The sequence below is a fragment of the Nocardiopsis mwathae genome (assembly GCF_014201195.1).
Lineage (GTDB): Bacteria > Actinomycetota > Actinomycetes > Streptosporangiales > Streptosporangiaceae > Nocardiopsis_C > Nocardiopsis_C mwathae.
On the sequence record NZ_JACHDS010000001.1, the window covers coordinates 2,662,437 to 2,687,872 of the forward strand.

The 25,436-nt window shown below is 68.5% G+C and carries 46 protein-coding genes; 6 read left to right on the plus strand and 40 right to left on the minus strand.

The window, feature by feature from the left end; translation table 11 throughout:
* Positions 1 to 39: 39 nt before the first annotated feature.
* The 25 genes from HNR23_RS11355 to HNR23_RS11475 all read right to left on the minus strand — a co-directional run bounded on the left by HNR23_RS11355 (position 40) and on the right by HNR23_RS11475 (position 13,679).
* Positions 40 to 333, minus strand: coding sequence for a hypothetical protein (locus HNR23_RS11355; protein ID WP_184075546.1), 294 nt, complete (start codon positions 331 to 333; stop codon positions 40 to 42).
* On the minus strand, positions 330 to 659 hold the full coding sequence (locus HNR23_RS11360; protein ID WP_184075547.1) for a hypothetical protein: 330 nt from the start codon (positions 657 to 659) through the stop codon (positions 330 to 332). The genes HNR23_RS11355 and HNR23_RS11360 overlap by 4 nt, the downstream gene beginning before the upstream one ends.
* Entirely contained in the window at positions 656 to 916 is a 261-nt protein-coding gene (locus HNR23_RS11365) for a hypothetical protein (protein ID WP_184075548.1), read from the minus strand. Before HNR23_RS11365 ends, HNR23_RS11360 begins: the two co-directional genes overlap by 4 nt.
* A 3-nt stretch (positions 917 to 919) precedes the next feature.
* On the minus strand, positions 920 to 1,150 hold the full coding sequence (locus tag HNR23_RS11370) for a hypothetical protein (RefSeq protein WP_184075549.1): 231 nt from the start codon (positions 1,148 to 1,150) through the stop codon (positions 920 to 922).
* A gap of 169 nt (positions 1,151 to 1,319) precedes the next feature.
* Entirely contained in the window at positions 1,320 to 2,528 is a 1,209-nt protein-coding gene (locus HNR23_RS11375; RefSeq protein ID WP_184075550.1) for a helix-turn-helix domain-containing protein, read from the minus strand.
* 83 nt (positions 2,529 to 2,611) lie between these two features.
* Complete coding sequence (locus tag HNR23_RS11380) at positions 2,612 to 3,733, minus strand: methyltransferase domain-containing protein (protein WP_184075551.1); 1,122 nt, start codon at positions 3,731 to 3,733, stop codon at positions 2,612 to 2,614.
* Positions 3,734 to 4,254: 521 nt separating this feature from the next.
* Positions 4,255 to 4,638 carry a hypothetical protein gene (locus HNR23_RS11385; protein ID WP_184075552.1) on the minus strand — a complete coding sequence of 128 codons (384 nt, stop codon included), beginning with the start codon at positions 4,636 to 4,638 and terminating at the stop codon, positions 4,255 to 4,257.
* A gap of 110 nt (positions 4,639 to 4,748) precedes the next feature.
* Positions 4,749 to 5,489: a hypothetical protein gene (locus HNR23_RS11390; protein WP_184075553.1), complete on the minus strand. Its 741-nt coding sequence runs from the start codon at positions 5,487 to 5,489 to the stop codon at positions 4,749 to 4,751.
* Positions 5,490 to 5,546: 57 nt separating this feature from the next.
* Positions 5,547 to 5,759, minus strand: a complete 213-nt coding sequence (locus HNR23_RS11395) for a hypothetical protein (protein WP_184075554.1) — start codon at positions 5,757 to 5,759, stop codon at positions 5,547 to 5,549.
* Positions 5,756 to 6,499, minus strand: coding sequence for an exonuclease domain-containing protein (locus tag HNR23_RS11400; protein ID WP_184075555.1), 744 nt, complete (start codon positions 6,497 to 6,499; stop codon positions 5,756 to 5,758). Before HNR23_RS11400 ends, HNR23_RS11395 begins: the two co-directional genes overlap by 4 nt.
* Before the next feature lie 189 nt (positions 6,500 to 6,688).
* A complete protein-coding gene (locus HNR23_RS11405; protein WP_184075556.1) occupies positions 6,689 to 7,000 on the minus strand; it encodes a hypothetical protein in 312 nt (103 codons plus the stop codon).
* Between the two features lie 62 nt (positions 7,001 to 7,062).
* Positions 7,063 to 7,200, minus strand: coding sequence for a hypothetical protein (locus HNR23_RS11410; RefSeq protein ID WP_184075557.1), 138 nt, complete (start codon positions 7,198 to 7,200; stop codon positions 7,063 to 7,065).
* Positions 7,201 to 7,362: 162 nt separating this feature from the next.
* Positions 7,363 to 7,791, minus strand: a complete 429-nt coding sequence (locus HNR23_RS11415; protein ID WP_184075558.1) for a hypothetical protein — start codon at positions 7,789 to 7,791, stop codon at positions 7,363 to 7,365.
* A 67-nt stretch (positions 7,792 to 7,858) separates the two neighbouring features.
* Positions 7,859 to 8,113, minus strand: coding sequence for a hypothetical protein (locus tag HNR23_RS11420; RefSeq protein ID WP_221308093.1), 255 nt, complete (start codon positions 8,111 to 8,113; stop codon positions 7,859 to 7,861).
* Positions 8,103 to 8,393: a hypothetical protein gene (locus tag HNR23_RS11425; RefSeq protein WP_184075559.1), complete on the minus strand. Its 291-nt coding sequence runs from the start codon at positions 8,391 to 8,393 to the stop codon at positions 8,103 to 8,105. The genes HNR23_RS11420 and HNR23_RS11425 overlap by 11 nt, the downstream gene beginning before the upstream one ends.
* Positions 8,394 to 8,463: 70 nt before the next feature.
* On the minus strand, positions 8,464 to 9,240 hold the full coding sequence (locus HNR23_RS11430) for an RNA ligase family protein (RefSeq protein ID WP_184075560.1): 777 nt from the start codon (positions 9,238 to 9,240) through the stop codon (positions 8,464 to 8,466).
* An 84-nt stretch (positions 9,241 to 9,324) separates the two neighbouring features.
* Positions 9,325 to 9,753 carry a hypothetical protein gene (locus HNR23_RS11435; protein WP_184075561.1) on the minus strand — a complete coding sequence of 143 codons (429 nt, stop codon included), beginning with the start codon at positions 9,751 to 9,753 and terminating at the stop codon, positions 9,325 to 9,327.
* Between the two features lie 199 nt (positions 9,754 to 9,952).
* Positions 9,953 to 10,312, minus strand: a complete 360-nt coding sequence (locus HNR23_RS11440) for a hypothetical protein (protein ID WP_184075562.1) — start codon at positions 10,310 to 10,312, stop codon at positions 9,953 to 9,955.
* Between the two features lie 233 nt (positions 10,313 to 10,545).
* The gene (locus HNR23_RS11445; RefSeq protein WP_184075563.1) at positions 10,546 to 10,908 is read right to left on the minus strand and encodes a hypothetical protein; all 363 of its coding nucleotides are present in this window, start codon (positions 10,906 to 10,908) and stop codon (positions 10,546 to 10,548) included.
* A complete protein-coding gene (locus tag HNR23_RS11450; protein ID WP_184075564.1) occupies positions 10,905 to 11,159 on the minus strand; it encodes a hypothetical protein in 255 nt (84 codons plus the stop codon). The genes HNR23_RS11445 and HNR23_RS11450 overlap by 4 nt, the downstream gene beginning before the upstream one ends.
* Positions 11,160 to 11,220: 61 nt before the next feature.
* Positions 11,221 to 11,460 (minus strand): hypothetical protein, encoded by a 240-nt coding sequence (locus tag HNR23_RS11455; protein ID WP_184075565.1) that lies wholly within the window; start codon positions 11,458 to 11,460, stop codon positions 11,221 to 11,223.
* 69 nt (positions 11,461 to 11,529) lie between these two features.
* Positions 11,530 to 11,865: a hypothetical protein gene (locus HNR23_RS11460; protein WP_184075566.1), complete on the minus strand. Its 336-nt coding sequence runs from the start codon at positions 11,863 to 11,865 to the stop codon at positions 11,530 to 11,532.
* 164 nt (positions 11,866 to 12,029) lie between these two features.
* Positions 12,030 to 12,557: a hypothetical protein gene (locus HNR23_RS11465; RefSeq protein WP_184075567.1), complete on the minus strand. Its 528-nt coding sequence runs from the start codon at positions 12,555 to 12,557 to the stop codon at positions 12,030 to 12,032.
* On the minus strand, positions 12,547 to 13,344 hold the full coding sequence (locus HNR23_RS11470; protein ID WP_184075568.1) for a hypothetical protein: 798 nt from the start codon (positions 13,342 to 13,344) through the stop codon (positions 12,547 to 12,549). The genes HNR23_RS11465 and HNR23_RS11470 overlap by 11 nt, the downstream gene beginning before the upstream one ends.
* A 71-nt stretch (positions 13,345 to 13,415) precedes the next feature.
* Entirely contained in the window at positions 13,416 to 13,679 is a 264-nt protein-coding gene (locus tag HNR23_RS11475) for a hypothetical protein (RefSeq protein WP_184075569.1), read from the minus strand.
* A 159-nt stretch (positions 13,680 to 13,838) separates the two neighbouring features.
* Here HNR23_RS11475 and HNR23_RS11480 point away from each other — a divergent pair, with 159 nt between their 5' ends.
* Entirely contained in the window at positions 13,839 to 14,105 is a 267-nt protein-coding gene (locus HNR23_RS11480) for a hypothetical protein (RefSeq protein ID WP_184075570.1), read from the plus strand.
* Positions 14,106 to 14,292: 187 nt separating this feature from the next.
* Here the strand turns inward: HNR23_RS11480 and HNR23_RS11485 are convergent, their stop codons facing one another.
* From HNR23_RS11485 to HNR23_RS11520, 8 genes are all read right to left on the minus strand, one after another.
* Positions 14,293 to 14,676, minus strand: coding sequence for a hypothetical protein (locus HNR23_RS11485; RefSeq protein ID WP_184075571.1), 384 nt, complete (start codon positions 14,674 to 14,676; stop codon positions 14,293 to 14,295).
* 2 nt (positions 14,677 to 14,678) lie between these two features.
* The gene (locus HNR23_RS11490) at positions 14,679 to 14,942 is read right to left on the minus strand and encodes a hypothetical protein (RefSeq protein WP_184075572.1); all 264 of its coding nucleotides are present in this window, start codon (positions 14,940 to 14,942) and stop codon (positions 14,679 to 14,681) included.
* Between the two features lie 80 nt (positions 14,943 to 15,022).
* Positions 15,023 to 15,442, minus strand: a complete 420-nt coding sequence (locus tag HNR23_RS11495; protein ID WP_184075573.1) for a hypothetical protein — start codon at positions 15,440 to 15,442, stop codon at positions 15,023 to 15,025.
* 121 nt (positions 15,443 to 15,563) lie between these two features.
* Entirely contained in the window at positions 15,564 to 16,031 is a 468-nt protein-coding gene (locus HNR23_RS11500; RefSeq protein WP_184075574.1) for a single-stranded DNA-binding protein, read from the minus strand.
* A 541-nt stretch (positions 16,032 to 16,572) separates the two neighbouring features.
* A complete protein-coding gene (locus HNR23_RS26745; RefSeq protein ID WP_184075575.1) occupies positions 16,573 to 17,289 on the minus strand; it encodes an ATP-binding protein in 717 nt (238 codons plus the stop codon).
* Positions 17,286 to 18,188: a helix-turn-helix domain-containing protein gene (locus tag HNR23_RS11510; RefSeq protein ID WP_184075576.1), complete on the minus strand. Its 903-nt coding sequence runs from the start codon at positions 18,186 to 18,188 to the stop codon at positions 17,286 to 17,288. Before HNR23_RS11510 ends, HNR23_RS26745 begins: the two co-directional genes overlap by 4 nt.
* A 73-nt stretch (positions 18,189 to 18,261) precedes the next feature.
* The gene (locus tag HNR23_RS11515; protein ID WP_184075577.1) at positions 18,262 to 18,657 is read right to left on the minus strand and encodes a hypothetical protein; all 396 of its coding nucleotides are present in this window, start codon (positions 18,655 to 18,657) and stop codon (positions 18,262 to 18,264) included.
* Between the two features lie 30 nt (positions 18,658 to 18,687).
* Complete coding sequence (locus HNR23_RS11520; RefSeq protein WP_184075578.1) at positions 18,688 to 19,056, minus strand: hypothetical protein; 369 nt, start codon at positions 19,054 to 19,056, stop codon at positions 18,688 to 18,690.
* A gap of 132 nt (positions 19,057 to 19,188) precedes the next feature.
* Between HNR23_RS11520 and HNR23_RS11525 the strand changes: the two genes are divergently transcribed.
* Complete coding sequence (locus tag HNR23_RS11525) at positions 19,189 to 19,428, plus strand: hypothetical protein (RefSeq protein WP_184075579.1); 240 nt, start codon at positions 19,189 to 19,191, stop codon at positions 19,426 to 19,428.
* Positions 19,429 to 19,706: 278 nt separating this feature from the next.
* On the opposite strand, the gene HNR23_RS11530 is transcribed toward HNR23_RS11525, so the two are convergent.
* The 7 genes from HNR23_RS11530 to HNR23_RS11560 form a co-directional block, all read right to left on the minus strand.
* Positions 19,707 to 20,180: a hypothetical protein gene (locus HNR23_RS11530; RefSeq protein ID WP_184075580.1), complete on the minus strand. Its 474-nt coding sequence runs from the start codon at positions 20,178 to 20,180 to the stop codon at positions 19,707 to 19,709.
* Entirely contained in the window at positions 20,177 to 20,527 is a 351-nt protein-coding gene (locus HNR23_RS11535) for a hypothetical protein (RefSeq protein ID WP_184075581.1), read from the minus strand. Before HNR23_RS11535 ends, HNR23_RS11530 begins: the two co-directional genes overlap by 4 nt.
* The gene (locus HNR23_RS11540; protein WP_184075582.1) at positions 20,524 to 20,880 is read right to left on the minus strand and encodes a hypothetical protein; all 357 of its coding nucleotides are present in this window, start codon (positions 20,878 to 20,880) and stop codon (positions 20,524 to 20,526) included. The genes HNR23_RS11535 and HNR23_RS11540 overlap by 4 nt, the downstream gene beginning before the upstream one ends.
* A gap of 220 nt (positions 20,881 to 21,100) precedes the next feature.
* Positions 21,101 to 21,436, minus strand: a complete 336-nt coding sequence (locus HNR23_RS11545) for a hypothetical protein (RefSeq protein WP_184075583.1) — start codon at positions 21,434 to 21,436, stop codon at positions 21,101 to 21,103.
* Positions 21,433 to 21,657 (minus strand): hypothetical protein, encoded by a 225-nt coding sequence (locus tag HNR23_RS11550; protein WP_184075584.1) that lies wholly within the window; start codon positions 21,655 to 21,657, stop codon positions 21,433 to 21,435. The genes HNR23_RS11545 and HNR23_RS11550 overlap by 4 nt, the downstream gene beginning before the upstream one ends.
* A complete protein-coding gene (locus HNR23_RS11555; protein ID WP_184075585.1) occupies positions 21,647 to 21,820 on the minus strand; it encodes a hypothetical protein in 174 nt (57 codons plus the stop codon). Before HNR23_RS11555 ends, HNR23_RS11550 begins: the two co-directional genes overlap by 11 nt.
* The gene (locus HNR23_RS11560; RefSeq protein WP_184075586.1) at positions 21,810 to 22,067 is read right to left on the minus strand and encodes a helix-turn-helix domain-containing protein; all 258 of its coding nucleotides are present in this window, start codon (positions 22,065 to 22,067) and stop codon (positions 21,810 to 21,812) included. The genes HNR23_RS11555 and HNR23_RS11560 overlap by 11 nt, the downstream gene beginning before the upstream one ends.
* 175 nt (positions 22,068 to 22,242) lie before the next feature.
* On the opposite strand from HNR23_RS11560, the gene HNR23_RS11565 reads away from it, so the two are divergent.
* The 4 genes from HNR23_RS11565 to HNR23_RS11580 all read left to right on the plus strand — a co-directional run bounded on the left by HNR23_RS11565 (position 22,243) and on the right by HNR23_RS11580 (position 25,359).
* Positions 22,243 to 22,953 (plus strand): helix-turn-helix domain-containing protein, encoded by a 711-nt coding sequence (locus HNR23_RS11565; protein WP_184075587.1) that lies wholly within the window; start codon positions 22,243 to 22,245, stop codon positions 22,951 to 22,953.
* A 62-nt stretch (positions 22,954 to 23,015) separates the two neighbouring features.
* On the plus strand, positions 23,016 to 23,534 hold the full coding sequence (locus HNR23_RS11570) for an ImmA/IrrE family metallo-endopeptidase (protein WP_184075588.1): 519 nt from the start codon (positions 23,016 to 23,018) through the stop codon (positions 23,532 to 23,534).
* Positions 23,535 to 24,767, plus strand: coding sequence for an MAB_1171c family putative transporter (locus tag HNR23_RS11575; protein ID WP_184075589.1), 1,233 nt, complete (start codon positions 23,535 to 23,537; stop codon positions 24,765 to 24,767).
* Between the two features lie 10 nt (positions 24,768 to 24,777).
* Positions 24,778 to 25,359 (plus strand): phosphatase PAP2 family protein, encoded by a 582-nt coding sequence (locus HNR23_RS11580; protein ID WP_184075590.1) that lies wholly within the window; start codon positions 24,778 to 24,780, stop codon positions 25,357 to 25,359.
* Positions 25,360 to 25,436: the final 77 nt, after the last annotated feature.

Here is a 25,436-nt window from a genome sequence, read left to right on the forward strand (position 1 = left end):
CCCTAGCTGGGCCACGCGCCAGGGGTTCCCTCTCACTCCCTACATGGATTCGTCGTTGATCCGCATGATCTGCACCAGCACCTCGTCGAGCTGCCACAGCAGACGGGCAGCCTCAGACGCGCCCTCCATCTCTTCCGGGACGGCCGGCAGGGGAAGGCGGCACAGCCGCCCGTGCAGGATGTAGATGCGGGCCTTCTCGATGGCCGCACGGATCGCCTCAGGGTCGCGCACCGTCTCGGGGTCGGTGAAGTCGCCGAACCACGTCAGCGCGGTGGTGACCATCTCGGCGGTGAGCGATCCGCCGTCGCTGCCTTTGACCTCTAACCGCCTCATCGGTGTCCTTTCCCCGCGGCCACGAGAGCGGCCGGGGCCGCGCCGCCGCCTGTCTCGGTGTCTCCCGCGGTTCGGGATCGGTGTTCGGCCCGCAGGGATGCCGCGCGCCGGTTTTGGCCTTCCAACGCGACCCGCAGCGCCCCCAGACCGACCGCCCGCACCTGGTCATACAGCCCCGGTGTCTCGTACCACGGGGCGTCCAACGGCGTTCGCCGCTGGGCGACGCAGAGCAGGCCACCGGCTATCCGCTCCGTGCGGATCGTCCAGTCGGGGTAGTCGCGTCTGAGCGCGGCCAGCTCGGTCTCGTGTTCCGTTGGGGCGTTCACCGTTCCGGCCTTGAGAGCTCAGCGTTGCCCCGGAGGCCTTCTCTCAGCGCCTCCTGGACGCACAGCTTGTCTTCTAGGGTGCTGAGGTCGGGGGCGGGTAGTTCAGTGTGGACCTGGCCCCACTCGGCGGCCGGGTTGCGGGGCTCGGTGCGGTGCACCGCGCGCAGCAGCCCGCCGGGCTCGGGGGTGATCTCCCAGTGCTGGCCGTGCTTGGCGCGGACCTCCTCGAGCAGCACATCAGTCGTGGGGGATGCCATGGGTCACCGCTCCTTCTCCAGCAGCTCCCGCAACTCGTCAGCGGTAGCCGCGCTGAACTGCGCGGCGTCGGCGAGGCGCTGGGAGCACCACGCACCCGGGGTCATGTCCTCGCGGGTGGCCCGCCAGATGAGGTGGTCGTCGTAGCGGACCCGTAGGAGCCGCAGCTCGGTCTCGTCCTCGCTCTCGCCGGGCCACGCGTGGAGGGTGTGGCGTCGCTCCTGGCGGATCGTCATGTGTCCTCCCTTGTCGTCGGGGTGTCGCCGACGCTACGCAGGCAAAGGGAGGAAACCCAGGTACAAGGTGTACGGTTCTTGGTCTCAGACGACGGCCGACCCGTACAAGGTGTACGGGTCGGCCTTTTCGATCATCGTGACCCGTACAAGGTGTACGGGTCTTCGGCTGCTATTCGCTGCCCTGCATGCCCTGCCCCTCCGACACCGCCTCGGCCATGCGCCGCAGCGCCTCGGGCAGCTGTGTCTTGCGCGCCGCCAAGTCAGCGACGACGGAGTTGGCGACGCGCTGGTGCCGGAACCACTCCGGACTGATGCTGTAAGCCCGGTCGGCGACCGCGATCGCCTCATCCACGCTCCGCCGCCGCTCCAGCGCCGCCGCCTCGTTCAGCGAGTGTCGGGCGTAGCTGATCGGGAAGAGCGCCCGGGGGTCCACCCGCGCGGACGCCTCCAGCGCCTTGCCGGGCTGGTCGGCGGCCGTCCACACGTGCGCTTCCTGCATCGCCACACTGGTCGGCCCGAAACTGACCCAGTAGTCGTGGCGGTCCTCACCCATCAGCTCCGCGCCCGCCCGAGCCCGCGCCAGATACTGCTGGGCGTCGTCGTGCCGCTCCGCTGCCCCGGCCACCACCGCCGCGTGCAGCAGCTGCCCGCCCCACGCCGTGAGCTGGCGGCGGTCGGTGGTCGACCACGACGGCTCGATCGACTCCGCAGTGCGCACCGCCAAAGACTCGGCCTGGTGGTGGCGCCCCATCCGCAGCAGGATCCAGGTGTAGGTGCCGTACAGGGTCGCCAGCCGGTATTCGTCGTCGCCCTCGGTGGCGGCCTGGATCCCGCGCTCCGAAGCCAGGAGGGACGCATCATCCTTGCCGGTGTGGATCATCAGGCACGCGGCGAGCTGGTAGGCGTGGGCGTAGGCGGCCGCCACCGGGCCCGGCCCCAGTGCGTGGCGGGTGACCCGGCACTCGGCCAGCAGGTTCGGCAGCGCGCAGGCGAGCGCACCGAAATGCCCGGCGAAATACGCCCCGTAGGCGCGCTCGACCTGGCGCCACAGCTCGCCCGGGTCGCTGGGCTCCCCGTCCTCCTCGTCCATGCCGGGCAGCAGCGCGGGGTCGCTGACCGCATCGCGCACCGCGAGCACCCCGGCCTCGCCGACACGCTGCACCCGGTTGGACTTGCCGACGAGCACGGACAGGTCTTCGTCGAGGCCGCGGGCGATCTTGGTGAGGCTGGTGAGCTTCGCGGTCTTGCGCGAGCCGCGTTCCAGCTTGGAGATGAGTTCCACGGAGACCCCGGAGCGGCGCGCGAGCTGGGCTTGGGTCATGCCGTGGTCGGTGCGAAGCTTCCGGAGGCGGGGGCCGATGCTGATAGTGTCGTCCATGGATTGAGCCCGTCCTATCTGTCAGTGGCACTGTCAGGATAGGGCGGGCTTTTCCACGTGTCAGGGGAGTGTCGTCGCCGTGACTATCCGGGCGCCGCGTGGGTGAGCGGGCGGTCGGGGTTGTCGAGCCATACCTGCTGGCCCTCGGCGGTGACGGTCAGGCCGAACCGGTCGTGTTCAGGGCGGCCCGCCTTGAGCCACCACGCATAGGCGGCCGCCAGCTCGTCGAACAGCGACCGCGGCCCGTGCTGGCGCACACGGTACTCCCGGACCGTCTCCGGGGTGATCCGCCAGGACGCCCACGACCCCGATTCGGGATCCATCAGGTAAACAGTGAACCGGCCATCGGAGACCTCACCGTCGTGCACCACGGTGGACAGCATCCTTGGCACCCGCAGGCCGACCGCGAACGACGCGTCGAAGTCCGCGACCGGCTCATAGGGGTGCAGGTCGGTGACGGACTCGACGAAGTCGTGGCCGGGCAGCACCCGGTCCTCCACCGCACCGTGCGGGGTGCGCTGCGCGCGGACCCACATGAACCCGGCGTCGCCGCCGAAGCGGCCCTGCGCGGACCCGTCCGGCCCGACGTCGAGCCGCAGCAGCGTCCCGTTGTGGAACGCTGTCCCCCATGGGGTGACGATTCGCCCTCCGGGCTGGGCCTGGGCCACCCACGTGTGGGGCACCTGCTGCACTGCGGCCGTGGAGATCACCCTGTCGTAGGGTGCGCCCTCGGGCCATCCGGCCATCCCGTCACCGGCGACCACCTGCGGGTGGAACCCGGCCGCAGCGATGCGCTCGCGCGCGGTCTCGGCCAGGTCAGGGTCGACTTCTATGGTGGTGACGTTCTCCTCGCCCAGGCGGGCGCACAGCAGCGACGCGTTCCACCCCGTGCCAGTGCCGACCTCCAGGACCCGGTGCCCCTCCTCGGCATTCAGAGCGTCCAGCATCATCACGACGATCGACGGTTTGGACGCCGAGGAGGACACATAGCCGTCCCCCGATCCGGTGCCGTCGTCGAGCTGGGTGATGACGGGGGCGTCGGCGTTGGCGAGTTCAGCCCACCGGGCAGGGTTGGTCGCCCGGTCGACAGGGCGGCGCTGCCCATCCCACACCTGGTCGGGGATGAACGCGACGCGCGGCACCCGCTCGAACGCTTCGCTCCACGCTGGGGGCACCTGGTGCGGTTCGAGGAGGGGGGTGGCCACTACTTGTCCTTCTTCTCGGGCGGGGGCGGTGGGGGGATTTCCTTCTCGGGTTTGTGGCCGTCGTGGTTGGAGTTGTCTTCGTGCTTACCCACTCGGTCTCCTTTTCTGCCACGGGAGCTGCAGCATGACGGTAACCCCGTGGTTGCTGTGTGTCAGGGGTACGGCCGGATCCGGCCACTCGACACACAGCCGACCCCTGGCATCAGCGACAGCGAGCACCACATCTTCTTCGCCGACACCGCAGAGCGCGTCGGTGACCCGGCCGAGGATTGGGCAGCCGAAGGCCGTTCCATGATCTTTCAACCCATTGAGGAAACCCCACCCTCGGCACGAATGGAGATCACCGTGACATGACGGCGCCCCGTTACTGGAGAAGTCCAGTCCAGGACGCTTCCCATTTACCCACTTTAGAAACAAGCGCGAATCGCGCAAGCACCCAGCATTTCATCTGCTGGACGCGCGGCACACTCGAACATTTCCGCTTGCGCAGTTGAAGCGGCATAAGTGCGGCACGGCGTTTTTTATGACCTGGACACTTCGGCTTCAAGGATGGCCCACCGAAGTGCGGCCACGACGCACGGGAACTCTGCATCGTCGTCCGGCTCGTCAGCACCGTGGTCGGTGGCCTCTTCGCACAGCCCGAGCTCCCATGCCTCATGCAGGTTCAGGGACACGGCGAGGATGTTCGGCCGGGCTTGGAAGGAGCGCAGCGCCGACTCCTCCTCTTCACGGGAGGCGGCCAGGCGCGTGTCCCACCCGGTGAGCTGGGCGCCGTCGGGCACGTCGGGCTCCGCTTCCACCAGGTGGCGCCACCACCGCGCCCGTCGCTCCTCGGACCACAGCTTGTCGAAGCGCGCAGTCTCAACTGTCAGCGATTCCACGAGCTTCGCCTGAGCGTTCTTCATTGTTGTCCTTCCTCGGTGATCGGATCTGGTGTCGGGGCCTCGTACAGGACCGTGACCACGGCCGACCTCTCATCCGAGGCAGAACCGAACCCCAGTGTTCGCGGTTCATGTCAGGCTGCCTGTCCGTTTGCGTTCGCGACCTGGTGGGCCACCAGGCCACTGTACTCATCAGGTGCGACAGTGGACCCGCACTGCCCGCACCACGCACTGTCGTCCCCCGCGCGCCGGTGCAGCATCAGGGAACCGCAGCCATCCCGGGGGCAGGGCACCCACACGGCGAGCACGGGGTGGTGGGGGCGGGCCAACCGGTCGGCGGCGCGGTGGGCTTCCAGGAGGTCCAGCCCGGCATCCGCGCCGCCGCGTTCGTCCACGGTGCCGTCGACCAGTCCCATGGGTTCCATGGGGAGCCCGAGCAGCGTCGCCAACCGGTCGGTGAGGAGCCGGCACGCCCCGGTGATGCGGGCGTGCTCGCGCCCCCACGAAGCCACCGGGGCCTCCGGGAGCCCGAGCACGCGGCGGACCCGGGCCTCCCACGCGAACACGAGCCCGGCCAGGTCGGTGAGGGCTTCGTCGACCCGGCCGTTGATCGGCATCGGCGCGCCGGTGCGCGACGTGGCCACCCGCACACCGTCATCGCCGCAGCCGGGGTGGTCGCCGATGAGTTCCCGCAGCTCCCCATACACCTTGGGCAGGTCCTCCAAGGCCCGGCGGATCAAGGTCTCACAACCCGGGCAGAACGCCCTCGGCCCCCTCGCCCCGGTTGTCTCACCGGTGCCGGGGTTGGTGGTGGCCGAGGTGCAGCGCGGCCCGCGAACGCACTCCCGCAGCGGATCGTCGGCGTCGTGGTGCACGGTTCCTCCCCATGTGGTGGCTGGTGTGGGCAGGTCGGCACGCTAACACCCCGGGCGTCACCCGCCGCGCAAACCGGCCTGCCGCAGCCGCGCCCGGTCGTTGAGCCAGGTGCGGGAGCATGACGGCGAGGAGGCGGTGATGACGGGGCGGCGGCTGCCGGGCGGGTACCACGCCCAGTGCTGCGAACCCGGTCGGCGCACCACCCTCCACCCGGCGTTTCTCGCGGCCCGGTACAGTGCCCGGTACTCGCGGGGCACTCTCGCGGTCATGGCTGGTCCGCGGCCGGTTCGGTGAGGATGGGCCACCCGAAGTTGACGGTTCCGGCGCGGGGGTCGTCGTGCTTCTCCCAGTGGGCTTTGAGGCTGCGCGCTTGCTCCTCGGCCCAGTCCACTTGCAGGTCATGGAGCCGGTCCGGTGTGAGCTGTCCGATCCACGCGTGGCGTGCGCCGATCCGGTAGGCGACGCGGACCGCGGCCAGGGCGTCGGCCTCAGCCCCGTGTGCGTCCTGTTCGGACAGCTCCACTTTGTAGTGCCGGGCGACATCGACAAGCTTGCGGGAGCCCTTCCGGTACCGGTCCGCCTGCTTGTCGAGGATCTTCGGGTCGACCACCGGGCGTAGTTGCTCGATCTGCCCGGCGAGGCCGGGGTGGCCGTGCCGGTGCAGCTCGGAGGCGAGGAGGGTCAGGTCATAGGAGGCGTTCATGGCGATCGTGGTGGCGCCATCGTCGGCCAGGCCCAGGAGGGCGCGGGCGATCTCCGCGACCCCCTGTGCGGCGTCCTGCCCGCCTTCCCGGGCCTGGAGTGTCGTCACCCCGTGCACCGCGGCAGCTTCATCCGGGATGGACACCCCGGGGTTGAGCAACCACGTGCGGGTCGCGGTTTCCCTGCCGCCGGCGCCGTCGATGTCGAGGACGGCCGCGGTGACGATCCGGTCCGAGAACGGGTCGGTTCCGGTGGTTTCCAGGTCGAACCCGGACAGGCGGCGGGTGAACCAGGGGGTGGGGGTCATTTGGGGGTTCCTGTTCTAGTTCCGGGGCCGGGCGGGCAGGTGTCCCGCCCGGCCCCGGGTGTTGTGTCGGCGGGACTTAGGCGTAGGACGCACAGGCGGTGTTGATCTCGGCCTGGTCGGGGCCACCGAGGACGTTTGCTCTGCGCGTGTGGACAGGGTGGCCGTGTGGAAGCGGTAGAGGTTCGGTCGTCACGTCTCCTCCCCCGCGAGCACGTACCGGGTCGTGACGACCTGGCGCTCCTCGACCTGGTGCACGGTCACCGGCCCCCCTGCGGGGAACAGGTCCACGTCCTGGTACTCGGTGAGGCCGAGCTGGTAGCGCAGCACCCAGAGGGTGGTGTCGCTGTCGCGGCGCACGATCAGCTCGTGGACCGACACCCACCGGCGGGTCTCGACCAGTTCTGTGTGGACCGGTGTGTAGCCGCCGAAGGGCTTCATGCTGTAGCTCAGGTCGACGAGGGCTTCGGCGGTGTCGAGGGGGATGGTGTGGGTGATGGCCACGCGGGGTCTCCTCATGGTGCGTAGGGGCGGTTGCGGCGTTTGCCAGCAATGGGTTGTGTCGGTCACGTGTCAGGGGCGTCAGGCCAGCACAGCGGGCAATCGCATTCGGTCGACTCGTAGCCCAGGTCGTAGAGGCATTCGTCCTCAGGGGCACCCTCGTATCGGCGCAGACGTGCTGCTTCGCGGGTCCGCTCGCTCATTCGCTTCTCCTTCTCGGGCAGTGGCGCGGGCGCCACCCCGGGCGGGCCGCTGGTGGGTGTAGCCGAGTTCGACGAGGTAGGCGCGGCGCTTCATGGGGTCCACGTGGTCCTCCTTAAGTGCGTGTGGCCCGCCCTGGCCCTGCGAGGGCGGGCCGGTGTGGGTTAGGCGGTGGGGTTTTGGGGGACCAGGCGCCACCACTTGCCGTCAGCGGCGACCGGCGTGCCGGTCCGGGCGGCCTCCGCGACCACCCGGGCGGCGTCAGAGATCGCGGGTTCGCCGATGATCCGACCCTCCTCGGTGGTCTTGGGCGGGGCTGGGGTGTCCGTGGTGATCAGGTGGTAGTAGGGGCCGCGGTCGTCGATGCGGATCGGCATGCCGACCTCGGCGTGGTGGCGGACAGTGTCCAGTGCGCCCTGCACGTCGCGGTTGGCGAAGGGGGCCTCCAGCCCGGCGCGCATCCGGATCATGAGGGCCTTGATGAGGTCGTCGCGGTCGGCGGTGCGCCATTGCTCCTGGGTGCCGTCGAGGACATCGCGGAGCGCGCTTTCGATCTGGTCGTAGAGGTGGTCGGTCGGTCCGGGCCAGGCCATCGGTGCCTCCTTGGTGGTGCGGCTGGGTGTCGTGCCCGCCCCCGGCATTCCTTGCCGTGTGCGGTTGCTAGGCGTCGGCTTCCTTGGCGACGGCGGCGTAGGAGTCGATGTGGCCGCAGGGGGTGTCCCAGACGTGGGTGGCGTACCACTCTCCGTCGTCGTGCTGGTTGAAGACGCGGGGCGTGCCGCGGGGGCCGCCGCATCGCGGGCAGGTGGCCGAAATGGTGACAGTGCGGGTCACGGGACGGAGCGGGCCGGAGCCCCACGGGGCCTCGGCTGCGCGGTCACGGATGCGGACGGTCATGGTAGGGCTATCGCTCATCGGTGCCTTCCTTCGCGGGGGTGGCCCCGGGTGACGACGCCCGGGTGTGGTGGCGGAACCCGGCCGGGATCATCCGTGTGGTCTTCCGGGTGAGTTCGCGCTCGTGAAGGACGAGTGCGACCTCGGCGGGGTCCTGGCGCTGGTCCATGGCGGGACCGATCACGAACCACCGGTCAGCGCGGGTGATCTCCAGGTCGCGGCCGAGGTCGGCGCACGCGTCCAACACGGCTTCGGTGTAGTCGTCCAGGCGACGGGCCTGTTCGGTGTTGTCGGTGGTCATGGTGGTTCTCTCTCGGGGGTGCGGCCCCGACCACAACAGGGGGCCGGGGCCGCGTCTCGGAGTACGGCGTCTACTTCTTGCGTCCGGAGTCCCGACGCTTCAGGGTCCGCTCGTAGTCGGTGAAACGGGCTTTCGCTATCACCGACCGGTCGACGCTGCGCAGCACGATCCCCTCGGGTCGGCCGCCCGCTCCGTCGTCCAGCGCCACACGGGTCGACGGGAGCCGTTCGGCGAGGAAGTCCCGCATCGGCGCGATGCCACTCGGCAGGTCGGCGGCGTTGATGGCGCCGAGCCGCGGAGTGAGGGGGATCTGCTCCTTATCAGCCACCACGTGCAACGCGTCCTCGGGTAGGAAGGACTGCCCGCCCTCCTCGCGCCACGCGGAGATGCGGGCACGGTCCCAGCCCATAAGGCTGCCTGGCACATCGGCGACGTCGAACATGCGGTACCCGACCGTGCGCTGGCCGGTGTACTGCTTACTGGCTCCGGTGACCTTCCCGCCGTACACCTCGAGGTAGTAGACGCGCACCCCCTCGTCGGGCGGTGTGATGCGGTCGGCCAGGTCCCGTAGGGCGTCCACGATCCCCAGTGCCGGGTTCGCGATGAGGTCGCCCCGGGCGTGGAGAAGTTCCTCGCGGCTGCCGATGAGGTAATCCCCGGTGGGGAAGATGATGAGGCGCGAGTTCGTACCGTCCACCTTCTCCGTCAGAATCACCTCCCCTGCGAATTCGGTGGCCGTCTCCAGCAGGCCGCCGTTCTTCTTGTCGAGCTCGTGGTAGGTGGAGATCGACGGGTACTTCGTGGCGGAGTTCAGGGCGTCCAGGTCGATGGTTCGGGGGTCGATCATCGGGTGTTCCTTTCTCTTATGGGTCCTGCTTCGGCGGACGACGTGTCCCACAACAGGGAGCAGGTTTCGTGGGATCGGGGGCGCTCAGGACCGCCCAGTACGAGGCGGTTGGAAGGTCCACCACCCGTCGTAGCCCTCGGGCACGGTGGGGAAGGCGTCCAGCATGGGGCGCAGCACCGACAAATGCCGCTCCATCACCTCGGGCTCCTGGGCGCCCCAGTAGCGTTGCCCGTCCCACCGGCCGTGGCAGTCGCCGCCGTAGCGGCCGTCGAGGTCCGCGCCCAACACGTCGAGCGGGTCGTCGAGGTCGAGGAGCCGGGGTAGGTAGTGGCTCCACAGCTTGAGGTCTCCGATGCACGCCCGAGTCACGCCGCCCTGCCTGCGGTACCAGACCGCGTTGGCCTGTCCGGTGAAGGCGATGCGGTCGCCGCGTGGGTGCTGGGTGCCGGTGATCGTGGCGAGGTCGATGGCGTAGAGGCCTCGGGAGATCAGGAATCGGGTTTCGCGGTGCACGTTGGTTCTCTCTTGTCGGGTGTGCGGGCTGTAGCTAGAGGGGTGAGCACGACATCGCCGACGTCGCGGGGGGCGAGCTTGTTCAGGTGCCGACCGCAGGCTTTGGCCTCGCCCGGGTACCGCCACAGGAGTTGCCACGTCGCTGGGTGCGAGCACTCGTCGCACCAGGGGCCGGGGTGGGTGTCGCGGTAGTAGCGCATCACGCAACCTCCGCGTAGAAAGGGGCGTCGAACAGCTCATCCGGCCAGTTCTCGGGGCGCAGCCACTCCCACCGCAGCCACCGGTCGGTGGTGACGCTGTCCAGCACCTCGTCATCGGTGATGGGGGTGGCGCGGGTCTCCGGCGGGACCGTGCCCGGGGTGAAGGGGTCGCCCGGGTCCTGGTGGTCGGGGCCGACGACGCGGTACCGGTGTGCGTTGTAGCCGTTGGCGCGGTGCCACTCGGCGCGTTCGGCGCGCCTTCGGCGCATACGGTCCAGGATCTGGGCTTCCGTGGGGTGCGCGAACGTGTGCCAGCCAACTCCGGTCTTGTACCGGCTCCAGTGCTCACGAGCGCTCACCCCGCACCACCGGCACCCTGACGGCGCCCTGTCACCGAACGGGGGTTTCGGTGCGAGCTTCCCGGCTGCTTTGGCTTCGGCCACGTCGGCGGACCCGGAGCCATTGCAGGCGGGGCATGGGCGGGTGAGCGGGGTCATTTCTCGATCTTTCTGTGTGCGGTGGTCCCGGGGCCGCCCCCACCCGAAAACCGTGGGGCGGCCCCGGGTGAGCTAGAGGTAGGTGATGTCGGCGGTTAGGGGGCGGTGTGTTCGGCGTCGGCCAGGTAGGCCCGGGCGCGCGCGATCGCGGGATTCTCCCCGGCGGGTTGCTGGGTTCCGGGGTCAAGGTGCTCGATACCGTCCAGCCACCCGTGGCGGCGGCCCACAGCAAGGTCGGCGCCTTCGGACGGGTAGCCGAGGACGAGGGCCCAGCGCAGGCGGGCGCGGGCGAGCTTGTCACCAGGCCCCCACTCGCGGGAGTGGGCGGCCCAGCGTTTGGCTTCGGCGAGGTCTTCCCAGGCGCGGCGGACCTCCGCGATGACGGTCCGCCGGATCTCCGCGTAGCGGGGGTCGGCCTCCCCGAGGGGGACCTGCCCGGGGATGCGGCGCCGGTTCACCGGTCCGCCGGGGGGTCGGGGACCGGAACGAACCCGTTGGCCTCCAGGTGCTTTTCCACGTAGAACCGGCCGTCGGGTTTCCGCACGATGTAGTCATCGACGGTGGCGTTCCTCCGGAACCGGAACGCGGCGCCGTGGATGAGCGGCAGCACGATCCAGGGGTCTCCGAAAGCGTCACGTCCGCCGACCCGGCCTCCGGCCCATTGGGCGACCTGTTCGGCGTTGTCGGGGGTGATTCGGACGGCTCGCACTTCGAGCCGGTACACGGTGGGGGTTATCAAGGGGTCCTGCCTCTCCGGGGGATGGGTGGGGTCAGGTGGTGGAGGCGGCGGCCATCTCACGCACGTGCGCCTCTTCGCGGAGGGCCCGCGCGAAGCGTTCGGCGGCGCGGGCGAGCTCTTCGACCTGGGCGGGGGTGGCATCGTCGGCGGGCCGGATCACGGTGTCGCTGACCTCTTCCAATCCGCGGCCCAGGTGGAGTTCGGGCAGCGGCTGCTGTGGGGTGTCGGCCCAGGCGTCGGGTGTGGACTGGGCGAGGATGATGCAGGTCATAAGGGGCTCCTCAGGGGTGGGAGTTGGAGGGGTGGCCCCGGCGCGAGGGGGAAAGGCGCCGGGGCCGGTTCACCCCCACGCCACGTCGGCGCCGCGGTGGTGCACCCATTCGGCGAGGTCGTGGAGTTCACGCAGCCGCATGGCCAGAAGGCCGGGGCTGCGCCCTCCGTAGACCACGCGCCCGTCGTGGACGGGCGGTCGGCCGTGGGCGTCGTCCGTTGCGGTGTCGACGAGCGCGAGGGCGGTCAGGACCCGCCCCAGGAAGACCGGGGCGGGTTCTACACCGCCGGGGTAGTCGGTGTCGTGCCCGAGGAGTCCGAGAAGCGTGGCGGCGTTGCCGTTGTTCACGTTGACCTGCGGGTCGTTGTCACCGAGGTGGCCGGCGGGGTAGAAGGTGACGGACATGTGTTCCTCCCTTTGTGTTGGAATCGGTGGCCGTTCGGTGGCCGGGAGGAACGGGTGTCCGTTGTGGGGTCCGCTGTTGAGTTGTCAAGGATCTGAGCTTGGGGGTTCACCCCCGCACTGTGTATATACACACTATCATGGGCTCTGTATATACACAACTCGTGTCATGCAGCCTCCCCCGAGGCATCGCCCGAACCGATCTCGTGCCTCAACACCTCCCCCAACAACAGCTCCCCCCGCTCGAAAGCGCACCGCATCGCCTCGAACGCCGCCTCGCGCTCCGGCCCCTCCTCCGGCCGGTCAACCCGCACCGGCGACGGCTTGCTCTCCACCTCCGCCCACGGCACCGGCACGATCTCCCCACGCACCACCACCCCGCCGTACTGGCGAACCTGGTCCTTCACCGACTTCAACGTGGAAGGCCGGATCACCTCGACCACCTCATCGGCCATGTGCTCCTTGGCCCACGCCACCGCCGCCGCCTCATCGACCCGCACCGAGCGCGTGTCCTTGGGCTGGGAGACGGTCCCCACCCGAACCAGGCGGCCATCCGGCCCCGGCAAGGCGACGCCCGAGCGGTCGCCCTCCATCAGCCCGGCCCCGGCCTCGGCACGCACCCGGTCATAGACGTCAGCGACCTCTCCTTTCAGCATCGCCAGCACTGCGGCACGGAGCTTGGGGTCAGGCTGCATCGGACATCTCCTCTTCCTTCTTGTTCTGGGTGAGCATGCGGCGGCGCTTGTCGATCTCGGCGCGCAGCCCCTTGCCGTCGTGCTGGGTCATCTCCAACGCGTCGTATTTCGCTTTGGCCTCGGCTTCCAGGACGACCAGCTCAGCGTCGTCCTCAGCCCCCTGGGCGCGGCGCAGGGCGTCCAGCAGCCACGCCTTGTCGGTGACGCGCTCGGGCTGCTCGCCCTTGCGCAGGCGCCGCCGAGCCTTGCCCCCTTGGGCGATCGCGTTCTCGGCCGTGGGGTCGGCGCGCTCCCCCTTGGACCACAGGTTGAGCGCGACCCCGAAGCGCATAGCGGCGTTGCGAAGGGCGTCACCAATGAGCACCTTGACCGCGTCGGCCTGGTTCGACGGGCAGGACCCGTAGCCCTTGCGGGTGATGCCGCCGACGGTCAGGGTGATCCACAAGCCGACCGGGTTGCCGTTGCGGTCGTGGTCGAGGATGGGCATCCCGTTGTCGTCGGTAGCGAGGAAGTCCCAGTTCCACGCGGGGTCGACGTCGAGAAGGCGGCCGGTGACATCGGCGTGTCCGACGAAGTCGATGTGGATGTGCTGGGGGCTGATCCACTGGTCGCACACCTTGCACCTGGACTTGCTGTGCTTGGCGCATTCGCCGGACCGGGATTCGCGGCAGCCTCCGCAGGTGACGCGGGGCAGCTTCCCGACGACGTCGTCGGAGAAGTGGGCGCGCAGCCGGTTGGAGGTGTCCAGGAGGGCCTGGAGCGCGTCTGTGTCACTCGGTGTGGTCATTGGTTCCTTTCTTGGGTCGGCAGGAAGCAGGGGGCCGCCCCGGGGACGGTCCGGGGCGGCCCGGGTGGGGGTCAGTCGTCCCAGTGGCCGGGGGCTCCGCAGTCGGGGCTGGCGAAGTGGTCGAGGGCGAGGTCGTCGATCTCGTTGATCAGGGCGGTGGTGATGGCGAGGGTGCCGTCCAGTTCGTAGAGGACTTCGTTGCAGGTGCACCGCACGTCGCACAGGCCGATCTCCAGTGCGCCGGGGAGTTCGTTGAGCAGGGCCTCGTAGAAGGCCTCTCTCATGTCGTCGGTGTCGATGAGGTGGGTGGCCGGGGCGGTGAGGGTGGTGGTCATGGGGTCCTCCGTGGGGTGGTGGGCGGGGGTTTCCCGTCCCCCGCTATGTATATACACAATAGCATCATCTCTGTATATACACAAACCCTGGCCCCGCCAACCAGCCCCTTCCCACCCCTCCCGTGCTAACCTCACCCGCGCATATACACAGGAGAGGCCATGACCGACACACCCCAGCAGCCCCCCAGCAAGAAGCGGACTCCCCTGCGGCCCATCAGGGTCGACGACGACATCTGGGAGCCCTACAAAGCCATCTGCGCACGCGACAGCACCGACGCGACCAACGACCTCCTCGGCCACATCGGCCGACGGATTCTCGAGAGCGGAACCCCCGAAGAGATCGAGCGCTACAAAAGGGGCGTCGCCGCACAAGAGGAACGTCGTTCCCGCGTCATCGGCGCCCGCAAGAAAAAGTCCGACGACTAACGGCACCCCGGGCACAGGTCGGGCCGACGCTCCTGGGTGCGGTGCGAGGCGTACCACCCCTCAGCCCGAGCCGCCGCACGCGCATCCGACGCCAAACGCGGCAGCTCGCTGGGGTAGTGCACCGCCCCGCACCGGTGGCACGCCACCACATACACCGGGCCGCCCTGGTGTTCATAGCGGTGAACTGTCACTGCGGACCTCCGGCCTCCCCAGTGCGGGGCGCTTCGTCCACGCATCGGTGGTGACCAACCGCCGTCACCAGATCGGCGAGCGTGTCCCCCGCTTCGGCGAACGCCCCGAACTCGCTGAACAGGCGCGAGCTGCCAGCGGCACAGTCGAGGTGAGCCAGCTCCAGGCCGGTGCCGCTCTTGAGCTCGAACCGCGACAGCCACCCCGGCAACGGCCGCGTCCCTGGCGGCTTGGGTTCCGCCAAGGCGCTCCGGGCCGCAGCGGCGATCCGTTCGGCGTCCTCCCGCAGCGCGGCCACCTCGCCGGACATGGAGTGCCCGGGGGCGTCCGGCTGGTGCAGCTCCACCAACACGTCCAGCACGGCCCGGGTGACAGGGTCCATGTTCAACGGTCCCCCTCGGTGGCCGAGATGAGCCGGTACCCGGCACGCCGGGGTGTCCCCAGGTGCGTTGTGCCGGTTGGGTGCAGGTCCGCGACCAGGAGGCGGCGGGGGTACTTGCCGGTGTGTGCGTCAACGACGACAGCGCGGGTGCTGCCAGGGGTGTAGTCGATGACCCGGATCGCGCGCTCGGGGTGGCGGGGGTCGCAGCACTGGTAGACGTGGCCGGCACGCACTGGGGCCGGGGAGGTGGGGGCGAGGGTGCCCACGGGTGTTCTCCTCACACGGGTTTCTGGGGGGGCCGTGCCGTGCAGGCGAACACGGCACGGCCCCGGATCGAATTCGGGGGTCAGGAAGCGGACTTGTGCGCGTTGTAGAGCGCTATGGCGTCCGGGCGCTCCCAGAACGTTTCGATCACGCCGGACCGGGATGCGTACAGCGCGTCCAGGCGGTCATAGCTGGAGCCGACCCACCGGGCGAGCTCGGGGCTGTGAAAGCGGGGCCGGTAGTGCTCAGCGGCGTAGTCGAACCCCTCGTCCTCGGCTTTCCTGACGAAGGCCACGAGCTCCATGAAGTCGTAGTCCGACAGTTCGAACTCGGCGGGGATGATCCACTGCTCGCGGACCTGCGCCCCGGTGAGCCCTTCGGCTCCGGTGGCGTTCGCGAGGTCGGCGAGCTGGGCGGCGGCGTCGCGCGCTTCGGTCTCGCTTGTGGCGGTGGGGGCGAGGATCCAGTTCACCAGCGTGTGCGTGGCGTTCTGCGGGTTCATGGTGGGGGTGTCTCCGTTCGTGGGGTGGTGTGGGGCGGGTGCGCGCCGGGCTTCCCCTTACCGGCGCGCACCCGGGTAGGTGGGGGCCGCCTACGGGAGCGGCGGCCCCGATCGTGGTGGTTTAGAACGGCGGGGTGTCGTCGGCCGCCTGCGCCCACTGGTCGGTGGCGGGCGCGCCGGTGCCGCCGGTCCGGCCGTAGCCCTGCCCCTGGCCGCCGCCCTGCCGCTGGGCCTTCGTCACGGTCGCGGTCGCCGACCGCAGCGCCGGGCCGACCTCTTCCACATCGACCTCGAAGACGGTGCGCTTGTCGCCGTCCTTGGTCTCATAGGAGCGCTGCTTGAGGCGGCCCTGCACGATCACCCGCATGCCCTTGGCCAGGGACTCGGCGACGTTCTCCGCGTAGGCCCGCCACACCGAGCAGGTGAGGAACAGCGACTCGCCGTCCCGCCACTCCCCGGACTGCTTGTCGAAGGTGCGGGGAGTGGAGGCGACGCGGAAGTTCGCCACGGCCGCACCGTTGGGGGTGAAGCGGAGCTCAGGGTCGTCGACGAGGTTGCCGACGAGGGTCATCTGGGTTTCGCCCGCCATTGGGGGTGCCTTTCTGTCTCTGGGTGCCCACGTTCTTGTTTGCGCAGGTCACCCCCGGATGTTGGCTTGGTTTCCAGCCGATCGCGTAACCCGATCATATCAAGTTTGGCCAAACTTAGCCATACAGATTGAGAGTTTGGCCAAACTTCAGGCTACAACTTGGCTACCCCCTCGCCACCACCTGTACGCCGTAGATCCGACACCGCCGACCATCCACCCGACGCGCCCAACCGGACCCACACCCCGCCCGCATACAGCACCGGAACCACCTCCGGGTCCGCAAACTGCCGCAGACGAAACCCCCGCCGCTCCGCCTCACGCGGATGCGCCTCGATCCACCCATGGCACCCCGTGGTCCCACTTCCGTGCACCAGCACCAGGTTCACCGCAGAATTCGCATCCCGCCTCCGCGTACCACCCATCCCCCGCGCCCGACGGTGCTGCAAACTGTGCCACCCCGGGGAGACACCCCCGCCGCACCAGGCGCACGCCCCGCCGTCGCGATCCCACACCAGATCACGCACACGCTTCGTCGGCCCGCTCACCGAACCAACCTCCGGTCCTCGCCCGTCACCGCGACCCGGCCCCCGGCCGTCATCTCGATCAACCGCCCGCCCGGCGCGTCCCCGAACACAGCAGTGAACTGCTTCAACGGAACATTCGTCGTGATGATCGTCGGCAGCATCACGTTGTACCGATGGTTGACAAGGCGGTACAGAATCTCCTCCGTCCACGCCGAGTCCTTAGCCCGCCCCAAGTCGTCCAGCAGCAGCCAGGGGGCGTCCATCAACCGGCGCAACCCCTGCTCACGCTCCTCACCACTCCCAGGCCTCAACTGGGCCAAAAGCTCCGGCCAGGACGCGAACTCCGCACCGAACCGCGGCAGCCCCGCCTCGGCCACCCGCCGCAACGCGCCGAACCCGGCGAAGGTCTTCCCGGTGCCGGTGGGCCCGTACAGCAGCAGCGACGGAACCGGGACCGGCTCCGATGTGGCGCGCGACCTCCACGAGGCCACCGCCGCCTCCACCCACGCCACAACTTCCGGCCGGTCGGAGGTGGCCGATCGGTACCGCAACGGGGTGACCCGCGCAAGAACGCGGCGGGCGTGCTCGACGCGCTGGCGGTGGTGGTAGTCGGGGTGACCGGGTTCATCCGGCGAAAGCGCTGGGGGCTCCTCTGCCGGATCGGCGATTTCGAGGGTGTCGCAGATCCGCTGGATGCGGGCGATAGCGCCGGTGGCGTCGAATCGGATTGTCACGCAGGGCTCCCTTCGTTGGTGCCGTCGGCCCAGGGGTCGGCCCACGGGTCGGGGTCGTCGCCGAAAGAGGTGGGATTGCGGTGGGGCTGGTGGACTTTGCGTGTCTTCGCCTCGTTCTCCGCGACAGACACGAAGTCGTCAGCCCACGCCTCGCCGTTCAACCACGTCGCGGGGTTGCGGACGTAGCCCCGATCAACATCCGGCGACCGTTTGTAGTTCTCCAAGCCAGCCATGAGCTCGTCGAAGCTGGCCTTCTTGATGGCGGCCCGCCATGCTCGGCGCGCTTGCCCCTTGCTCACCTTCTTGGGGTACTGCGCCCACCAGGCGCAGAACTGGGGGTCGTCATCGCTACCAGGCTCCGGCGGCTTGGGCTGGTGGGGGTCGGGTTCCGTGTCGGGCTCGCCTCCCGGCGTCAGCCGGGTTTGTGTGTATGTCTCCGTCTTCTTCTCTTCGTCTTCTTCCTCTACGTCTTCTTCAGGGGTCGCGTGTGCCGACCCCCGGGGGTCGGTGTGCTGACCCCCCGGGTCGCTATGCCGACCCCTGGGGTCGCCCTGCTGACCCCCCGGGTCGCTATGCCGACCCCCCTCCGTGTGGAAGGGCTCATTGAACGCGATCACGTACTCGTTGGTGGTCTGCCGGCCCCCATCGAACCGGGGCTGCACCACCAGCGCACCCACCGCTTTCAGCTCCCGCACGTGGTCGATCACCGTGCTCTTAGCGACACCGAGGTCAGCCGCGAGCTTCTTGTAGCCGGGGATGGTGCGCTCATAGTGGCCGTAGCGGCCGTGCAGCCACGCGTAGGTGGCGATCGCTTGAAGGGACACGCCGGTTTCGAACAGCCACAAGGGGATGCGGGCGTACTTGGTTTCGGTGCTCCGGCCGCGGAGACCTTCGGGCATTCAGATTCCTTCGAGAATCGTGGGTGGTGGTTCGGGAGGTCCGGCCGGTTCGGGAGACCGGCCGGGTGGTTCGCTACTGGTCGATGCGCGCTGCGATCCGCGCCAGCTGCCGCCTCGCCTCCTCCAGCTGCTCGATCAGGTGTTCGGGCTCCATACCGCCGCGCATGTTCAGGCCCAGGCGGTTCATGTTCCGGTCGAGGTTCGTGATCTCCAGGGCGGTGGTCCGGGCCCGGTTGTCCGGGTGGTCCGGGTGGTCCGTCCAGATGTGCGCGATCGCGCGCAGATCCGGGCAGGAACCGACACGCTTCGCCGCACCGCCCTTCAGCGGGTCGTAGCCGCACCCCTGGCAGTCGGCGTCGTCGTTGGCGCGGTCGCCTTCGTGGTTGTCGAAGATGGTGCGGAGTGCCCGGTAGGCGGGGAGGTCCGGCGCCTCGTCGAGGCGGTCCGCGAGGAAGTCACGGATGGTCATCAGGGTGGTTTCCGATCGGTTCGCAGATGGTCAGCAGCGGGGGCAGGAGTCGGTGAGCCGGTACTGGTGCGTGCAGTAGGTGCTGTTCGCCAGAGCCCGGCCGGGGCCGCAGATGTGGTACGCGGGGTACCGGTCGACGTCGGCCTGGGTGATGCGGGCGGGGGCCGGGTCGGGGTGGGGGTCGGTGGCCCAGCTGAAGTTCTGGTAGCGGGCGGGGTGGTGCTCGCTGAGGAGTGCCCTGCCGGACAGGGTGAGGTAGAGGGCTCTGTCGGGGCGGTGGCGGGCGAAGCCCTGCCGCACCAGAGGTACGGTTGAAGCGTTGTCGGCGAGCCGTCCGTGGCGGTCCGCTGTCGCGGCGATGGTTCGTGCTGCCTGGTCGTGGGAGGTGTTGGTGTTCATGGTGTGCTTCCTTGTTGTGGGGGGGGTGAGTGGACACCCCAGAACAGCGCTTCCCTGTAGCGCTACATTGTTGCGCATCAGAGTAGCGAGCCAAGCGGGCAACCGCAACAAAGTTGCGCTACCCTGTTGCGCATGAGCCAGGTGGACGAAGCACTAGACGCCCTCAGCAAGAGCACCCTCCGATACCAGCGCACCGAAAAGGAGCACGAGAAATCACGCGAGACGTCCATCGCCGACGTGGTCGCGGCCCTACGCGCCGGCGCGCGCCCCACCGACGTTGTGAACCGATCACCGTTCAGCCCCGCATACGTGCGCAAGCTCGCACGCGAACACGGCATCGAACCGGCGACCAAGAAGGAAGGCGACGCGTGACCAAGGCCGCCGAGCCGACTACAAGGCCCCTGCCCCCGCGCGTCGCGCCCGCGCCATGACCCGCTGCACCGTCCGGCACGACACACCACACCGGGCCGCCGCAACCGCATATGACCCGCCCGACCGCAGCACCATCAGAACGTCCTCCACCAGCAACGCATGAGAGGTCGGCCACTCGCCGAGCCGACCCGCCGCGGCTTCGCGCCGGTGGCACGCTGTGATCAACCCGCGGCCTCTCAGGAGGCCGACCTTCCCGCAGCAGGCGCACTCCGTCCGCCTCACACCGCACCTGCCACGGCCGGGCGGTGGTACAGGCACCCGCAGCCCGGGCGCACACACCGGCCGTCCTCGCCGATGTGCTCCGTCTCGTCGTGCCCGCACCGGCACCTGCGCGACGCCATCACGATGAGCCGCAGCTGCCCACCGGGAATCTTGTGGGCGGGGTACATGTGCGGCCCGGACACGTGCAGGTGGTCATCGTCGGGCACAACCCCGGCGTCGACCAGCGCGCCGTCCACTGCCGCCTTGAAGCTCGGGTAGAAGTTGGCCGAGTCGAAGCGGCGGTTCGCCGCCGGGTGCACGTACCCGAGCACGAACGCCTCCCCCAGGTACGGGACGCGGGCGGCCAGCGACGCGATCATCGCTTCGTGGCGGAGACGGCGTGTGGCACGCGCCCGGGGGTGGTGGTGGAGGCGTTGGTTGGAGTTCAGGAGTGGAAGCCCGGCCGGGAGCTCGATCTCCCACACGCTCACGCCGCCTCCCTGATGGACGAGGCTGTACCGACCCATTCCCGGCACATCGAACCCTTGGCTCCCGGCCGCCGCGATGGTTGACCACCGGTCGGCGAATGCTCGATCACCCCGGCCTTGCGCATGGCCGACAGCAGTGCACCCCATTGCTTGGCTCCGTTGCCCGGCTCCTCCACCCCGAACCGGGTCACGATGTCGTAGGCCTGGAACGGTTTCCCCTCACGGGCGAGCTGGGCGACCGCGGAGGAAGCGCGCGACCACCAGTCCGGCGAAGCGGCGCGCGCCGTCTCCGCCAGGCCAGGGTTCACCTCCGCGATCGCGTCGGCCAGGGAGAGCTGTTCACCGCTCATGCGGCACCTCCGTACCCGGCCAGCGATACCTCGGCCCGCACGGTCGCGATCTTCGTCCGGCCCACGTCGATTCGGGTGTGCAGGGCGCGGATGTGCGCCTTCTGCGCCGTCACCACGGCGGCCGCCTCACCCCACGTGCGGAATAGCTGGTCGCATGCCTCGACCGCGGCCATCTTCCTGGCCTCTACTGACCCCACCGCGTCGCGAAACGCTCGCGCCTGCGCCAGCTTGTAGTCGGCCTCGGCGTGCACAGCGGTCACCTCGTGCTTTTCGAGGTCGGACACGGCCTCTCCGAGCGCGAGCGTGAGAGCACCGAGATGCTCGATATTGCGGATGTTCTCCGGTGTCGACACGTGCGCCTCCTACTCCTCGTCCTGGCTTGGGGATGCGGGCTGGTTGTGGCCCCACTGCGGGGCGTGCGGATCGCTCACCCACTCCGACCACGCCGGTTCCAAGAACGGCGCGCAGAGGGGGCGGGGCAGGGTCTTCGGGGCAGGGCTCAACACGGCCTCCAACGCGAGAGGGAAGAAGAAGGGGGCGGCCGGACAGCAGCCGCCCCCGAACGGAAGGTGGCTAGTCGACAGCGATGACCGTGGGAAACATCGACCACATCGGCATCCGGTGGCCTACCGTCGTCACCCGGTGGGTAGCGCCGGGTTCGATACGGGACCACACGTCGGCAGCGGAGAAGTGTGCGCGAAGGGCCACGTCAGCAACGGTGAGCGTCCCGCACTCTTGGGTGTACACGCGGTACGTGCCGTCGTCACCACCGCGGTCTTTGCCGGTGATCGTGCAGGTGTGAACGGTGGCGGGATAGGCCTGGGAAATGTTCCACGCCAGGGCGGCCAGGACGATCACGAGCACACCCAACTCGGGCAGGTAGGCACCCGCGGAGCGGCGATGTGTCATGTCGTAGCCTCCTGGGCCTTCGCCGCGACACACGCGTGCCCGGCGAGGTAGGTGACCAGCCCCGCGAGCATGCGCCCGGAGTCGACATGTCCAACGGTGTGGCCGCAGCGTCGGCAGTAGTGGGTCGAGCCGCCGCCCACGCCCACGACGGCGTCCACGGTCGGGGGTGATGCGGGGTCGACGGTGCGCGGGTCAGTGCGCGCAGGAAGGTCACGCGGCACGAAGGGCCTCCCGTTCCTCGGTGCCGTGCGCCTCGTTGAGTGCGGCCCGGTAGGCGGGGATGAAGATCGGGCGGATGCGTTCCAGGGCCGTGGCTGACAGGGGCGGCTGGTCCTCGACCCAGGCCTGGCGGGCGGCTTCGTACACCTCGGGGTCAAGCAGCACGGTTGGCCCCCTCCTTGGTGAGCAGAGCGCCGGGTTGCAGGTCGAGGGCGGCGATGACCGCGGCGTAGATCTGCCGACTGATCGGGCGTTCGCCTTCCTCGACCTTGTAGAGGTGCGAGGCGCTGTAGCCAACCCGCTCGGCGAGTGACCGCATGGGGATGCCGCGCTTCCGGCGGACGTGGTGCAGAGCGTCGGGGTCGAACGCGGCTAGGTCCAGGGGGCCGCGGTTGACTGTTGGGTGAGGCATGGGGGTGACAGTAGATTAAGTTTGGCCAAACTTTCAACTCGACCCAGAATTTTTGCCCAAACTCGTGGGTCTTCGCAGGCCAGAGGGGTGATGTGGCAGAAGTTACGCAGGCGAACGTTGGTTCACCCATCGAACGTGCGGCTAAATTTGGCCAAATTCAGGTAGCATCCGTCACATGATGCCCACGGACCCACCCCCCCAGCCTCATCACCGATCACCCGAGGCACAGCGACTAGACCACCACCTGAACGCCTCCCGCGAACGCCAAGGCCTCAGCTGGGCGGCGTTCGCACGCAAAGGCGGCATCTCCGAAGAGGCCCTACGCTACATCCGCACCGGAGAACGCAAAGCCCGCCAGTCCAGCATCGAGCGGATCGAACGCGCAGCCGGATGGGCACCCGGCGGCTTCGAAGACGCATTGAACGGCCGCACCCCCCGCCCCGCCCAACCATCCGATCACTATAAAATCGAACAGGTCGCCGAACGCCTTGTCTTCCTCTTCAACAACGTCCGGAAAGACAAGCACGGGAACCTGCACACCCCCGAAGAGGTCTCAGAAGCCCTCGCGCGCACCAAACTCGAAGTCTCCCCCACCGACCTCGACAACATCATGACCGCCGCCAAGGAGGCCCCACTACTCAGCAACGAGGCCCTGGAAGGAATCGCCCGAGTCTTCAAAGTCGATAAGAGCTACTTCACAGACGACCACGTCGCAGAATCCGTGCGCTCCCAAATTCGGTTCGTCAACCGACTCCAGGACGAAGGCGTCCAACAGATCGCCATGCGAACCGAAGGACTGTCTGATCAATCAAGGCAACTCATCATCGGCATGCTCGACCGCGCACGCGAAGCAGAGGGGTTGCCGAAAATAGAAAACAACGAATAACAGACGAAACCAAACCGAATGAAGGCGCAACCCCTATCATTCGGCCTAGAAAGCCTCCCCCGTTGCGAACCAACGACCTGATCCTAGGGCAACGCTGCAAAAGACTCATCCGACAAGTCACCGGCAGCAACAGCATCCGCACCATCGATGAACTCGTCCAACAGTTCTCCGAACGAAACGGGCGCAGCATCACCCTAATCCCAGTCCAAACCCCCGCAGCAACCCCCTGCGGCCTATGGATCAGCACCCAACACGAAGACCGCATCTACTACGAAGAACGCACCTCACCACTCCACCGCCACCAGATCATCGGCCACGAACTCGGCCACCTCGCTTTCAACCACCAAAGCAACAACCAATCCGCAATCGACCTCCACGCCGCCCAGCTCCTCATGCCCAACCTCGACCCCGAACTCATCCGCCAGATGTTCGGGCGCACCTACTTCGACGCACCACAAGAACGCGAAGCCGAAGCATTCGCCGCAGTAGCAATCAAAATGATTGCCCGCAACAGCAACACCCCCCGAAATAAAGACTGCGCAACCGAACGATTCACCCAAGCAGTTGAAGGGGGATTCTGAATGCCCGAGCACGCCCACCTGTTCACAATACCCATCGTGCTCATAGCGCTCACCCACAAGGCGTGGCAACTCTACAACAACCCCAAGAACCCCGTCCTATGGGCCCTCTGCGCCATGATCGCTGCCATCGGAACAGCCGCCACCATCCGATCGCCCGCGATCTACACAGCATTCGACGAAGCAGTCGGAATCCCCAACCTCGCCCGCCTCATTGAACACCTCACCGGCATCATCGGGCTATGCGCTGGAGAATACTTCCTCCTTAACCTCAACAACCCGGAAACCTCCGCAAGAAAAGCCAAAATAAGATACATCGCCATCTCACCACTCTTGGTGATCATGGCCGTCGCATTCCTCATAGAACCCCGCACAATAGAAGCCCCCTCCGACTTCACCGAACAATACGCAACCGCACCAGGCATGGGCCTCTACATGGCCTGCTTCCTCGGCATCTTCGCCCTGTCCATGCTCCACCTCATCCGCACAACCCACCGATACACCAAAAACGCCACACGCCCCCTCGTCCGGCTCGGCAGCCGCCTAATGGCCGCCGGCGGCATACTCGGCTTGGTCTTCATCCTCAACAAAGCCGTCAGCTTCTACGGGCTCCGCTACGGATTCGACTCCCCCATCAACGCAGAACTCTCACGCGCCTGCATCGCAATCGGCATCATCCTCGTCCTCACCGGCGTAACCATCCCCGCCGCAGGACCCCGCCTCGCGGCCCTCTACCGATGGCCGCAACGCCGCCGCGCCTACAGGGAGCTCCACCCCCTCTGGCTCGCGATCTACAACACCACCCCCGCCGTGGTATTCACACCCCCGAGACAGCCGGACAAAAACACCTCACCCGGCCCGATCCAAGCCCACACACTCCTACTGCGCCGCATCATCGAGATCCGCGACGGAGCCCTTGCGCTGCGCCCCTACCTCGACCCACACATCGCGGCAACCGCCGAAACCGAAGCCCGCAACCACGGGCTCACCGGAACCCGCATGCTCGCCACCATCGAGGCCGCCCGGATCGCCGCCGCCATCGAAACCGCGCGCCGTCTCGGCCCAACACCTCCCCCCGAATCCACCCCCGATGCCCTTCCCCTCGCCAACGTTGGAGCGGAAGACCTCGACGCCGACGCCGCCGCGCTGGCGCCCGTTGCCCAGGCCTACGCGCACTCCCCGGTCGTCGCCCGAATCGCCCGCCAGGCCGCAACGGAGGCGACCAGTGCCACGTAGACACCGGTTCGTGGACCTCGCAGCGCAGGCCGCCACCGAATCCCTGTCACCCGCGATCGTGGTGTGCCTCATCATCGCCGCGACAACGCTGCGCTCCACCCCCACCCCGGCCCAAGCCGCCCTGTGGGCATCCGTGGTTTTCCTCTTCGGAGTGGCGATCCCGATGGGCTACGTCTACTACGGCATCCAACGCGGATGGTGGAACGACCGCCACGTGCACGCACGGGCTCACCGCCGCTGGCCCTTCGCCGTGTGCCTCACCTCAGTAGCCACAGGCACCCTCGTGACCCTGGCCGCTGGCGGCCCACGAGACATGGCGGTCCTCGGCGGCACCATGGGCGCAACCCTCGCGGTTCTGTGGGCCATCACTGACCGCGGCAGATGGAAAGTCTCCGTGCACACGGTCGTGGCCGTGGTCGGCGCCGGTATCTTCAGCCTGCTCTACGGTGCCGCAACTGCCGCCATCGCGTGGCCGCTCGCGGCCGTCGTCGCTTGGTCCCGTATCCACCTGCGCCACCACACCCCGGCACAAGTGGCTGGTGGGGCGCTCATCGGGGCCATGGCGATGGCCGCATTCGCGTTCCTCCGGTAGCTACAGTGGCCCGGTACAGACCGGTACCGGGCCCGTCGTGCGCGGCCTGGGCCTCCCCGCGGAGTGTCCGGCGCGAA